Origin of the sequence: Bacillus sp. FSL E2-8868 (assembly GCF_038005505.1) — a bacterium.
Classification (GTDB): Bacteria; Bacillota; Bacilli; order Bacillales; family Bacillaceae_G; genus Bacillus_A; species Bacillus_A mycoides.
In genome coordinates this window covers 579,848-592,580 of sequence record NZ_JBBOTI010000003.1, presented here as the reverse complement: position 1 = coordinate 592,580, position 12,733 = coordinate 579,848, and the positions used below count along the sequence as shown (strand labels likewise).

Genomic DNA, 12,733 nt, shown 5'->3' with positions numbered 1-12,733 from the left:
TCTCTTCCTTATTATTCATTCTGTATCTATTATACAGATATTAGGGCAAAAAAAATAATAGGCATAATGCCTATTTAAAAATATGATACTTCTAATTTTCGCAGTTGTTTTAAATAATGTATATACTTCGGGTCAGTTGTCTCAGTATTCACCAGATTTCTTTCGCACTCGTAACATATTAAATTATTATATACATATATTCCTTCCCCTCTTTTTGTCTCACAAACGATGCAAATTTCACTTGGTAATTTCATAATCTTTCCTCCCTTTTTAAATAAACATATTATATACCTCTATTCCTTAACAAATTTCCGGAAAATATACATCAATTTTTTATATAATATGATTTATTCTTGGGCAACGTGTTTGTATTACTTATGTATTCCCTTTACTTCTTTCATGTACTGTTTAAAAACAAAAAAACACAAGTCAAAAGACTTGTGTTTTTATCTTGCTTGGCGACGTCCTACTCTCACAGGGACAAGGTCCCAACTACCATCGGCGCTAGAGAGCTTAACTTCCGTGTTCGGTATGGGAACGGGTGTGACCTCTCTGCCATCATTACCAAACTGATGAAGGTATATTCCTTCAAAACTAGATAACATTAGCTTCATATTATATGGTTAAGTCCTCGATCTATTAGTATTCGTCAGCTCCACATGTCACCATGCTTCCACCTCGAACCTATCAACCTGATCATCTTTCAGGGATCTTACTAGCTTACGCTATGGGAAATCTCATCTTGAGGGGGGCTTCATGCTTAGATGCTTTCAGCACTTATCCCTTCCGCACATAGCTACCCAGCTATGCCCTTGGCAGAACAACTGGTACACCAGCGGTGCGTCCATCCCGGTCCTCTCGTACTAAGGACAGCTCCTCTCAAATTTCCTGCGCCCACGACGGATAGGGACCGAACTGTCTCACGACGTTCTGAACCCAGCTCGCGTACCGCTTTAATGGGCGAACAGCCCAACCCTTGGGACCGACTACAGCCCCAGGATGCGATGAGCCGACATCGAGGTGCCAAACCTCCCCGTCGATGTGGACTCTTGGGGGAGATAAGCCTGTTATCCCCGGGGTAGCTTTTATCCGTTGAGCGATGGCCCTTCCATGCGGAACCACCGGATCACTAAGCCCGACTTTCGTCCCTGCTCGACTTGTAGGTCTCGCAGTCAAGCTCCCTTATGCCTTTGCACTCTACGAATGATTTCCAACCATTCTGAGGGAACCTTTGGGCGCCTCCGTTACACTTTAGGAGGCGACCGCCCCAGTCAAACTGCCCACCTGACACTGTCTCCCGGGTCGATGAGACCCGTAGGTTAGAATTTCAATACAGTCAGGGCGGTATCCCACCAGCGCCTCCACCGAAGCTAGCGCTCCGGTTTCAATGGCTCCCGCCTATCCTGTACAAACTGTACCAAAATTCAATATCAGGCTACAGTAAAGCTCCACGGGGTCTTTCCGTCCTGTCGCGGGTAACCTGCATCTTCACAGGTACTATAATTTCACCGAGTCTCTGGTTGAGACAGTGCCCAAATCGTTACACCTTTCGTGCGGGTCGGAACTTACCCGACAAGGAATTTCGCTACCTTAGGACCGTTATAGTTACGGCCGCCGTTTACTGGGGCTTCAGTTCAGAGCTTCGCTTACGCTAACCCCTCTCCTTAACCTTCCAGCACCGGGCAGGTGTCAGCCCCTATACTTCGCCTTACGGCTTCGCAGAGACCTGTGTTTTTGCTAAACAGTCGCTTGGGCCTATTCACTGCGGCTTTCCGTTAAGAAAGCACCCCTTCTCCCGAAGTTACGGGGTCATTTTGCCGAGTTCCTTAACCAGAGTTCTCTCGCACACCTTAGGATTCTCTCCTCGCCTACCTGTGTCGGTTTGCGGTACAGGCACCTTTTATCTCGCTAGAAGCTTTTCTTGGCAGCGGGGAATCAAAGACTTCGCTCCATAAGGAGCTTCCCCATCACAGCTCAGCCTTCACGATAAGCGGATTTGCCTACTTATCAGCCTAACTGCTTGGACGTGCACAACCAATCGCACGCTTCTTCTATCCTTCTGCGTCCCTCCATTGCTCAAACGATAAAGAGGTGGTACAGGAATATCAACCTGTTGTCCATCGCCTACGCCTGTCGGCCTCGGCTTAGGTCCTGACTAACCCTGAGCGGACGAGCCTTCCTCAGGAAACCTTAGGCATTCGGTGGACGGGATTCTCACCCGTCTTTCGCTACTCATACCGGCATTCTCACTTCTAAGCGCTCCACCAGTCCTTCCGGTCTGACTTCACTGCACTTAGAACGCTCCCCTACCACTGATACCATTGGTATCAATTCGCAGCTTCGGTGGTGTATTTAGCCCCGGTACATTTTCGGCGCAGAGTCACTCGACTAGTGAGCTATTACGCACTCTTTAAATGGTGGCTGCTTCTGAGCCAACATCCTAGTTGTCTAAGCAACTCCACATCCTTTTCCACTTAATACACACTTTGGGACCTTAGCTGGCGATCTGGGCTGTTTCCCTCTTGACTACGGATCTTATCACTCGCAGTCTGACTCCTAAGGATAAGTCATTGGCATTCGGAGTTTGACTGAATTCGGTAATCCGATGAGGACCCCTAGTTCAATCAGTGCTCTACCTCCAAGACTCTTACACTTAAGGCTAGCCCTAAAGCTATTTCGGGGAGAACCAGCTATCTCCAGGTTCGATTGGAATTTCTCCGCTACCCACACCTCATCCCCGCACTTTTCAACGTGCGTGGGTTCGGGCCTCCATTCAGTGTTACCTGAACTTCACCCTGGACATGGGTAGATCACCTGGTTTCGGGTCTACGACCACGTACTAAACGCCCTATTCAGACTCGCTTTCGCTGCGGCTCCGCCTCTTCAGCTTAACCTCGCACGGGATCGTAACTCGCCGGTTCATTCTACAAAAGGCACGCCATCACCCATTAACGGGCTCTGACTATTTGTAGGCACACGGTTTCAGGATCTCTTTCACTCCCCTTCCGGGGTGCTTTTCACCTTTCCCTCACGGTACTGGTTCACTATCGATCACTAGGGAGTATTTAGCCTTGGGAGATGGTCCTCCCAGATTCCGACGGAATTTCACGTGTTCCGCCGTACTCAGGATACATTCAAGAGAGAACGAAGTTTCGACTACGGGGTTATTACCCTCTGTGACGGACCTTTCCAGGTCGCTTCGTCTACCTCGTTCCTTTGTAACTCCGTATAGAATGTCCTACAACCCCAAGAGGCAAGCCTCTTGGTTTGGGCTAGATTCCGTTTCGCTCGCCGCTACTCAGGAAATCGCATTTGCTTTCTCTTCCTCCAGGTACTTAGATGTTTCAGTTCCCTGGGTCTGTCTTCCATACCCTATGTATTCAGGTAAGGATACCATACCATTACGTATAGTGGGTTTCCCCATTCGGAAATCTTCGGATCAAAGCTTACTTACAGCTCCCCGAAGCATATCGGCGTTAGTCCCGTCCTTCATCGACTCCTAGTGTCAAGGCATCCACCGTGCGCCCTTTCTAACTTAACCAAACTAAAATTAAAAAAATATGAGCTACACTGTTATCTAGTTTTCAAAGAACATACATTTAAACTTGAGAGATAGTTCTCTCAAAACTGAACGAAACAAAACAAGTCAACGTTTATTGATGAACTGCGTTCATCAATTCTCCATAGAAAGGAGGTGATCCAGCCGCACCTTCCGATACGGCTACCTTGTTACGACTTCACCCCAATCATCTGTCCCACCTTAGGCGGCTGGCTCCATAAAGGTTACCCCACCGACTTCGGGTGTTACAAACTCTCGTGGTGTGACGGGCGGTGTGTACAAGGCCCGGGAACGTATTCACCGCGGCATGCTGATCCGCGATTACTAGCGATTCCAGCTTCATGTAGGCGAGTTGCAGCCTACAATCCGAACTGAGAACGGTTTTATGAGATTAGCTCCACCTCGCGGTCTTGCAGCTCTTTGTACCGTCCATTGTAGCACGTGTGTAGCCCAGGTCATAAGGGGCATGATGATTTGACGTCATCCCCACCTTCCTCCGGTTTGTCACCGGCAGTCACCTTAGAGTGCCCAACTTAATGATGGCAACTAAGATCAAGGGTTGCGCTCGTTGCGGGACTTAACCCAACATCTCACGACACGAGCTGACGACAACCATGCACCACCTGTCACTCTGCTCCCGAAGGAGAAGCTCTATCTCTAGAGTTTTCAGAGGATGTCAAGACCTGGTAAGGTTCTTCGCGTTGCTTCGAATTAAACCACATGCTCCACCGCTTGTGCGGGCCCCCGTCAATTCCTTTGAGTTTCAGCCTTGCGGCCGTACTCCCCAGGCGGAGTGCTTAATGCGTTAACTTCAGCACTAAAGGGCGGAAACCCTCTAACACTTAGCACTCATCGTTTACGGCGTGGACTACCAGGGTATCTAATCCTGTTTGCTCCCCACGCTTTCGCGCCTCAGTGTCAGTTACAGACCAGAAAGTCGCCTTCGCCACTGGTGTTCCTCCATATCTCTACGCATTTCACCGCTACACATGGAATTCCACTTTCCTCTTCTGCACTCAAGTCTCCCAGTTTCCAATGACCCTCCACGGTTGAGCCGTGGGCTTTCACATCAGACTTAAGAAACCACCTGCGCGCGCTTTACGCCCAATAATTCCGGATAACGCTTGCCACCTACGTATTACCGCGGCTGCTGGCACGTAGTTAGCCGTGGCTTTCTGGTTAGGTACCGTCAAGGTGCCAGCTTATTCAACTAGCACTTGTTCTTCCCTAACAACAGAGTTTTACGACCCGAAAGCCTTCATCACTCACGCGGCGTTGCTCCGTCAGACTTTCGTCCATTGCGGAAGATTCCCTACTGCTGCCTCCCGTAGGAGTCTGGGCCGTGTCTCAGTCCCAGTGTGGCCGATCACCCTCTCAGGTCGGCTACGCATCGTCGCCTTGGTGAGCCGTTACCTCACCAACTAGCTAATGCGACGCGGGTCCATCCATAAGTGACAGCCGAAGCCGCCTTTCAATTTCGAACTATGCAGTTCAAAATATTATCCGGTATTAGCCCCGGTTTCCCGGAGTTATCCCAGTCTTATGGGTAGGTTACCCACGTGTTACTCACCCGTCCGCCGCTAACTTCATAAGAGCAAGCTCTTAATCCATTCGCTCGACTTGCATGTATTAGGCACGCCGCCAGCGTTCATCCTGAGCCAGGATCAAACTCTCCAATAAAGTTAGTTTGTCTAGCATCTAAAAATAAAAATTGACGTTTCACGTTGTTTGTTTCGTTTAGTTTTCAAAGTTCAATGCCGCGTTTCAGCGACTTTTATAATTTAACATTTCGACTTGAATCTGTCAACAACTTTTTTCTTTCGTTCCTGACGACGCTTATTAATTTATCATATTACTAATCGATAAGTCAACGCTTTTTTAAAAAATGCCAAAATAATTTTATCTTGGCATTATATATAGCTTAATAATCACTAATGCAGCAACACCTGGCACCCCTAATAAACTTGATACTGTAGCTGTGCCCATGTTAATCGGAATATGAAAATCGAAATATGTCCCTGCAACATTCACAATAAATAGTAACGCTATACCTAAAGTGACATGAAAGAGTGCTTTCCCTATAAAACGTATTGGTTTAGCAGAAACACCAAAAACAAGAAAAATAAAAACTAAAGAAAGAATGCCAACAATAATAATTGTAGAATTCATTTTTTCCTCCTTATGAATGACCTATACATATCCATTTGTATGGGACAAGACAAGAAAAAAGAACATCTATAACATAACTCCTACCACTTCATCTTCATAACCTTTAATCAGTAATCTTTCTTCTAAGCACTAGCAATTAGATACAACTAATTCCATTCCCATTTTTTCTTTCTCCTCTTTATATCCCAAAAATAAAGTAGCCCTATTACTCACAAATAAATCGATAAAAAGTAAAAGGTCCCGCTTTAAAAAGCAGGACCTTTTACCATTGTTCCATTTTCACAGGACGACGTTTTGCTTCTTTTAACAAGAAAAAATATTTCGCCTCTGCTATTTTTAAAGAACAAAGTACATCTTGAGACGGCTCAACACTTTGTTCAACCAGTCTCTTCTGACGTAGCCATTCATTCTTTACCTTTTCTAATAATACAATTAACTTATCGTCATACTCTTTACGCAACTTACCCTTTTTTTGAAAGAACATTTTCCCTTCTCCTCTTATATCTCTCTACGGCCTTCTAAAGCTTTCGATAGTGTTACTTCATCTGCATATTCTAAATCTCCACCAACTGGCAGACCATGTGCAATACGAGTTACTTTAATTCCTGTTGGCTTTAAGAGGCGGGATATGTACATCGCTGTGGCTTCCCCTTCAATATTAGGGTTTGTTGCTAATATCACTTCTTGTACTGTTTCATCTTGCAGTCTCTTTAATAACTGCGGAATATTAATATCCTCTGGTCCAATTCCCTCCATTGGAGAAATGGCACCACGCAAAACATGATATACACCTTGATATTCTTTCATTTTTTCCATCGCAATTACATCTTTCGGCTCTTGTACTACACAAACAACCGATTGATCCCTATGCGAATCGTCACAAATATAACAAGGATCGCGGTCAGTGATATGTCCGCACACAGAACAATACGCTAAATCTCGCTTTGCATTCACAAGTGCTTTCGCAAAACCTAGTACATCATCCTCTTTCATATCTAACACGAAGAATGCCAATCGAACCGCTGTTTTCGGTCCGATTCCTGGCAACTTCATAAAACTATCGATTAATTTTGATATCGGTTCTGGATAATGCATATATCAATATCCTCCTAGAACATTCCACCTGGTAAGTTCATGCCTTTTGTAAATTTGCCCATTGTAGAGTTTGAAAGTTCATCAACCTTTTTAAGTGCATCATTCGTTGCAGCTAATACTAAGTCTTGTAACATTTCGATATCTTCTGGATCTACAACTTCTTCTTTAATTTTCACTTCAAGAACTTGCTTATGACCATTTGCAATAACAGTAACCATTCCGCCGCCAGCTGTACCTTCAACTGTTTTTTCGCCAAGCTCTTCTTGCGCCTTCGCCATGTCTTTTTGCATCTTTTGCATTTGTTTCATCATATTATTCATATTTCCCATTCCGCCACGCATCATAATTAATTCCTCCTCATTATTATTACTCTTTTATTTCAATAAGTTCTTGCCCTACTAATTTTACAGCCTCTTCTATAAGAGGATCTTCTTTTTGTTCTGGGCTTTCTTCAGAATCCCCGCCTTCGCGTTGTAAAAAGTCTTCACGAATTTTACCCCATTCACTTTTTGGGATAGCAATCATATTTAACCTTTTACTTAACAATTCAAAAAGAGTTTGTTCCAATGTATCCATCGCTTCTCGATTTTCACTAGCCATTTTACAATGAATCTCATATTGAAATGCTAACACATAGGTATCATCCGAAGCCGCAACTGGTTCACTATTTTCTAATAAAACAGCAAATGCTACTTTGTTATGTGACTTGAGCCTTCCTAATAATTCGCCCCATGCAGCTTTTAACTGTTCTAAATCTTGACGCTTCGCTTGCTTTAACACTTCATTCACACGTCCAACAGGAATTTTCATACTCCCTGTTCGTACCGGTTTTGGTGTTGCCCGCGTCTCTCTTACTTCCTGCTGCACGCCAGCTGGCACGCCATTCTTTTTAACTTGCTCTAACTCTTTCTCCAACTGCTGCATCCTATTCATAATCGCTTGTAAACGATCTACGCCGTTTGCTTGCATCATAAACTGCTGACACAGTTGCACCATAACAACTTCCAAGAATATTCTTGGATGGTTTGTCCACTTCATCTCCTGTTGTCCCTTACTAAGGGTATGAATAATTTCATAGATTACTTCCGGTTGCATTTCTTCACTTAACGTACGGAATTGATCATCTACAATTACCCGTTCCAACATATGTTCTAATTGTGGTGAAGTTTGATATAAAAGCATATCACGATAGTAGTAAATGAAATCCTCCATAAAGCGAACTGGATCTTTCCCTTTACTCATCATCTCATCTATAATACGTAACGCTCTTGATACATCATTTTCACGTATACATTCTACCAGGTCACCCAAATATCGCTGAGATACAGATCCTGTTACAGCTAAAACATCTTCACTCGTCACCGTTTCATCACTATAAGAAATAGCTTGATCAATAAGACTGAGCGCATCACGCATACCACCTTCGGCGGCACGCGCTACGATTTGTAACGCTTCATCTTCTACTTGCGTACCTTCATTTGTCACGACCGTCGATAATCTCTCAACGATATCATTTACTGATATCTTTCGAAACTCAAAACGCTGACAACGCGAAATAATTGTAGCTGGAATTTTATGCGGTTCTGTTGTCGCCAGAATAAAAATAACATGTCCTGGCGGCTCTTCTAAAGTTTTCAAAAGCGCATTAAAGGCACCCATAGAAAGCATGTGAACTTCATCAATAATGTATACTTTATATCCTACAGCACTTGGAGCATATTTTACTTTATCTCTTATATCTCGAATTTCATCTACACCGTTATTTGAAGCCGCATCAATTTCTAATACATCTGAAATAGACCCTTGTGTAATTCCTAAACAAGAAGGACATTCATTACAAGGTTCAGCTACCGGGGCGTGTTCACAGTTAATTGCCTTTGCAAATACTTTTGCAATTGTCGTTTTCCCTGTTCCCCTCGGACCCGAAAACAAATAAGCATGTGAAGCTTTCTCTTGAAGAAGGGCATTTTGCAACGTTTTTGTCACGTGCTTTTGACCGACTACATCTTCGAATTTTTGCGGTCTCCATGTTCGGTATAACGCTTGGTATGACACGAAAATACGGCCTCCCTCAAAGGTTATTATCTTATTTATTATAACCCATTCTGTTTATAGATTCCAAAAGTTATTTTCCATACAAAAAACTCACCTTTATATAAAGGTGAGTTTTGTATACATATATAACTGCCGTGCACCTTCTGTCGATTACGTACCATAAGCGTTACTCAAGCAGTTAGCTCGGTTCAGGCACTCCTGCGGCACACGAGAAAACCCGCTTATTGCTGCTTCCTTCCGGACCTGACAAGGTTCACGGGGTCCCGTTGCGCAGGACCCAAACGTCAACACCACTTACTTAAGGCAGACCTTACAGCAACATAACCTCGAGAAGGGATTCAGCCTCGCTAGAGCGGATTGCGAGTATAGGGCACCGCTACCTCCCCGCTTAGCACGGCAAAGTTAAAACCAATATTCGGTTGCCTTGGATAAGGCATTATCAGTATAACTTGTTTTTTTACAAAATGCAAATACGTTAGTTACCATTACTTTTCTCTAGTTTTTTCACTTCTTTTCTTTTCTTACGAAGCTCCCTAAAAAAAATCGTTAACAACGTACCACATTCTTCTTCAAGTACACCAGGCACTACTTCACACTGATGATTAAAACGCTCATCAGTTAAAAGATTCATCAACGTACCTGCACATCCACCTTTCGGATCGCTCGCACCATATACAACCCGTTTTATACGCGATAAAACAATTCCCCCTGCACACATTGGGCAAGGTTCTAATGTTACATATAACGTTGCATCTTCTAAACGCCATGTCCCTAATTTTTTGCAAGCTTCATCAATAGCTAAGAGTTCGGCGTGAGCTATTGATCTCTGTTCAGTTTCTCTTAAGTTATGTGCGACACTAATCACTTCACCATCTAGCACAATTACAGCACCAATTGGTACCTCTTGTATCGCCTCCGCCTTCTTCGCTTCCTCTATTGCTAACTGCATAAAATATATATCTCGCTCCATAATATAGTCCTTTCACCAAAAATAAAATACACTTTTTCATTTCTTGCAGGTGGGATAACTTTTACAAATTCAATCCAACCTAAAGAAGAAAGAGAGGGAATTACATATGAAAAATACTGCCTTACTCATTATCGATATGATTAATGATTTTCAATTCTCCCACGGACCCATCCTGGCACAGAAATGTGAAATTATAAAGAACCCCATTTTACAATTAAAGGACACCATGAAGTCATTAGGCTATCCAATAATTTATATCAATGATCACTATCAACTTTGGAGATCTGATATTGATCAACTTATCACCCATTGTACAAATGAGTATAGTAAAAATATTATCGAAGCCATTGCTCCGCATACTGACGATTACATTTTTATTAAACCACATTACTCTGCTTTTTATGAAACACCTTTGAATTCTTTATTAGGTTATTTAAAAATCGAAAATCTCATTTTAACAGGAATTGCCGGGAACATATGCATCCTTTTTACAGCTAATGATGCCCATATGAGAAATTATACACTTTATGTACCACGGGATTGCATCGCTTCTAATAACGAGCAAGATAATGAACATGCTTTAAAAATAATGGAAGCCACATTAAAGGCAAATATTGTACCGTCATCCCAAATAAAATTTAATTAATACATATCTATTTTCTAACTTTTTATATCAAATTAGTCCGCTCGCTCCCCTCTTGTGCTACAATAATTCTGTTTTGTGTTTTTAGTAGTCACGGTAAATCACTGATTGAAAGGAGGAAACAGCGTGACCGGAGTACCATTTATCACGGTTGAAGGACCAATTGGTGTTGGAAAAACTTCACTTGCGAAGGAACTTTCAACTCACATGCAACTCCACTTACTAAAAGAGATTGTTGATGAAAATCCTTTTTTAGGAAAATTCTACGAAGACATCGACGAATGGAGTTTTCAAACAGAGATGTTCTTTCTTTGTAATAGATACAAACAACTAGAGGATATTAACATAAAGTATTTGAATCAAAGAAAGCCTGTAGTAGCAGATTATCATATATTTAAAAATTTAATTTTTGCATCCCGTACATTAAAAGATTCTCAATATGACAAGTACATGCAAATTTATCGCATTCTTACGCAAGATATGCCTGTGCCAAATGTCATCGTTTATTTAACAGCGAGCCTAGAAACATTACAAAAACGAATTGCCATGCGCGGAAGAGAATTCGAAAAAAATATGGATCCAAATTACTTGCTACAGCTTACAAAAGATTACGAAACAGCAATGGATGCTTTCAAAAAGGACCATCCAGATATTCCAGTATTGAAATTTAATGGAGACGATATGGATTTTGTAAGAAATCCTGATGATTTAAATGTCATCTTATCAGCTCTTCAAAATACTCTCTTGAAGGAGTCGAAATAACAATGAATTTAAGGCAAAAATATGATATACCAAATGATGCAGTTATCACTATTGCTGGAACAGTAGGTGTCGGTAAATCAACTATGACAACTGCATTGGCTAACGCTTTAGGTTATCGTACATCTTTTGAAAAAGTAGATTCCAATCCATATTTGGACAAGTTCTATGCTGATTTCACACGCTGGAGCTTTCACTTACAAGTGTACTTTTTAGCAGAACGATTTAAAGAACAAAAAAGAATTTTCGAATATGGTGGCGGTTTTGTTCAAGACCGTTCTATATATGAGGACACTGGTATTTTCGCAAAAATGCATTACGAAAAGGGTACAATGACTGAAACTGATTATGAGACATACAAAGGGTTATTTGATGCTATGGTCATGACTCCTTACTTCCCTCATCCAGACTTATTAATTTACCTAGAAGGTTCTTTTGATGATATTGTCGATCGTATTCAAGAACGAGGACGTCCCATGGAGCAGCAAACACCAATTGAATATTGGAAAGAGATGCATGGACGTTACGATAACTGGATTAATAACTTTAATTCATGCCCTGTTTTACGATTAAACATTAATGAATACGATATTTTAAAAGATGGCGATTCAATCGAACCAATCATTAAAAAAATTGGACATTTTTTAAAACAAACACGTAAACTTGTAAAATAAAAAACCCGTGCATATGCACGGGTTTTCCTATGAAATTACTTTTTCTTTTTTGTCGGAGCAATAATTTCACTCTCTGGCTTTCCAGCATTAATACGCTGACGAACAGTACTCGTACTAATATCATATGTTTCAGCAATCTCTTTAACAGTCAATTCTTTCCCATTAATTACTGCTGTTAGTAATTTCCCTGTACGTTTTGGAGTTACTTCTTTTTGCACAGCTGGTTTTTCAGCTTCTTTTGGTACCTCTACTTTTTTTGCAACCTGTTTTACATCACAAGTGCAACCACAAAGTTTACGGAATGTATCATCACTTATAATGCGCGACACATTTGCACCACTGTTTAAAATTCTATTGTTCTTACAGACAGGACATTGTACATAATATAAAGTTTTTCCATCTAAAGGAAACGTTTGTATAATAAGATCCATGTTAACTCCTTTCATATCTATGAAGATAATCATCGGAATATGAGTGTGTAATAAGGACACTATATCCTTACATCATACTTTATGATTGGTTTTAAAATAAAAACTCGTTACGTGTTGGTAACGAGTTCTCCAATCTCCACTTATATGCGCTGTTGTCAATTATATCTGGAGGAGGTAGAGGGATTCGAACCCCCGCGCGACTCTCGCCGCCTGTCGGTTTTCAAGACCGATCCCTTCAGCCAGACTTGGGTATACCTCCATATTGACATCAAATATAATATCAAAAGAAAAACAGTTAGTCAACCCCACTATAATAAATTATGAGGAAAGGGAAATTTTACTTCCCCTCTCCTTTATGACACTGCTGACAACGTCCAT

Annotated in this window: 11 protein-coding genes, 1 tRNA gene, 3 rRNA genes and 1 other RNA gene; 3 read left to right on the top strand and 13 right to left on the bottom strand. The window is 41.9% G+C overall.

The window, feature by feature from the left end; all coding sequences use genetic code 11:
• Positions 1-74 precede the first annotated feature (74 nt).
• The 11 genes from NSS74_RS24070 to tadA all read right to left on the bottom strand — a co-directional run bounded on the left by NSS74_RS24070 (position 75) and on the right by tadA (position 9,848).
• On the bottom strand, positions 75-254 hold the full coding sequence (locus NSS74_RS24070; protein ID WP_002130199.1) for a sigma factor G inhibitor Gin: 180 nt from the start codon (positions 252-254) through the stop codon (positions 75-77).
• A gap of 199 nt (positions 255-453) precedes the next feature.
• Positions 454-569 (bottom strand): 5S ribosomal RNA (rrf, locus tag NSS74_RS24065).
• A 50-nt stretch (positions 570-619) separates the two neighbouring features.
• A 23S ribosomal RNA gene (locus tag NSS74_RS24060) occupies positions 620-3,541 on the bottom strand.
• A gap of 146 nt (positions 3,542-3,687) precedes the next feature.
• Positions 3,688-5,239: ribosomal RNA gene (locus tag NSS74_RS24055) — 16S ribosomal RNA — on the bottom strand.
• Together the 16S, 23S and 5S rRNA genes form the textbook arrangement of a ribosomal RNA operon.
• 219 nt (positions 5,240-5,458) lie before the next feature.
• Complete coding sequence (locus NSS74_RS24050) at positions 5,459-5,728, bottom strand: pro-sigmaK processing inhibitor BofA family protein (RefSeq protein WP_002009632.1); 270 nt, start codon at positions 5,726-5,728, stop codon at positions 5,459-5,461.
• Positions 5,729-5,990: 262 nt separating this feature from the next.
• Entirely contained in the window at positions 5,991-6,212 is a 222-nt protein-coding gene (locus NSS74_RS24045; protein ID WP_002009631.1) for a YaaL family protein, read from the bottom strand.
• Positions 6,213-6,226: 14 nt separating this feature from the next.
• A complete protein-coding gene (recR, locus tag NSS74_RS24040; protein ID WP_002009629.1) occupies positions 6,227-6,823 on the bottom strand; it encodes a recombination protein RecR in 597 nt (198 codons plus the stop codon).
• A 14-nt stretch (positions 6,824-6,837) separates the two neighbouring features.
• Positions 6,838-7,164 (bottom strand): YbaB/EbfC family nucleoid-associated protein, encoded by a 327-nt coding sequence (locus NSS74_RS24035; protein ID WP_170935248.1) that lies wholly within the window; start codon positions 7,162-7,164, stop codon positions 6,838-6,840.
• 25 nt (positions 7,165-7,189) lie between these two features.
• Entirely contained in the window at positions 7,190-8,878 is a 1,689-nt protein-coding gene (gene dnaX, locus NSS74_RS24030; protein ID WP_340814431.1) for a DNA polymerase III subunit gamma/tau, read from the bottom strand.
• 132 nt (positions 8,879-9,010) lie between these two features.
• An RNA gene (gene ffs, locus NSS74_RS24025) (signal recognition particle sRNA large type) lies at positions 9,011-9,275 on the bottom strand.
• A gap of 78 nt (positions 9,276-9,353) precedes the next feature.
• Entirely contained in the window at positions 9,354-9,848 is a 495-nt protein-coding gene (gene tadA, locus NSS74_RS24020; RefSeq protein WP_002029304.1) for a tRNA adenosine(34) deaminase TadA, read from the bottom strand.
• 106 nt (positions 9,849-9,954) lie between these two features.
• On the opposite strand from tadA, the gene NSS74_RS24015 reads away from it, so the two are divergent.
• From NSS74_RS24015 to NSS74_RS24005, 3 genes are all read left to right on the top strand, one after another.
• A complete protein-coding gene (locus NSS74_RS24015; protein ID WP_002009622.1) occupies positions 9,955-10,494 on the top strand; it encodes an isochorismatase family cysteine hydrolase in 540 nt (179 codons plus the stop codon).
• 123 nt (positions 10,495-10,617) lie between these two features.
• Positions 10,618-11,253: a deoxynucleoside kinase gene (locus NSS74_RS24010; protein ID WP_002009621.1), complete on the top strand. Its 636-nt coding sequence runs from the start codon at positions 10,618-10,620 to the stop codon at positions 11,251-11,253.
• Positions 11,254-11,255: 2 nt separating this feature from the next.
• The gene (locus NSS74_RS24005) at positions 11,256-11,924 is read left to right on the top strand and encodes a deoxynucleoside kinase (protein ID WP_002009620.1); all 669 of its coding nucleotides are present in this window, start codon (positions 11,256-11,258) and stop codon (positions 11,922-11,924) included.
• A 35-nt stretch (positions 11,925-11,959) separates the two neighbouring features.
• Here the strand turns inward: NSS74_RS24005 and NSS74_RS24000 are convergent, their stop codons facing one another.
• Positions 11,960-12,355: a DUF3797 domain-containing protein gene (locus tag NSS74_RS24000; protein ID WP_002029297.1), complete on the bottom strand. Its 396-nt coding sequence runs from the start codon at positions 12,353-12,355 to the stop codon at positions 11,960-11,962.
• Between the two features lie 166 nt (positions 12,356-12,521).
• Positions 12,522-12,614: transfer RNA gene (locus NSS74_RS23995), tRNA-Ser, on the bottom strand.
• Positions 12,615-12,733 lie beyond the last annotated feature (119 nt).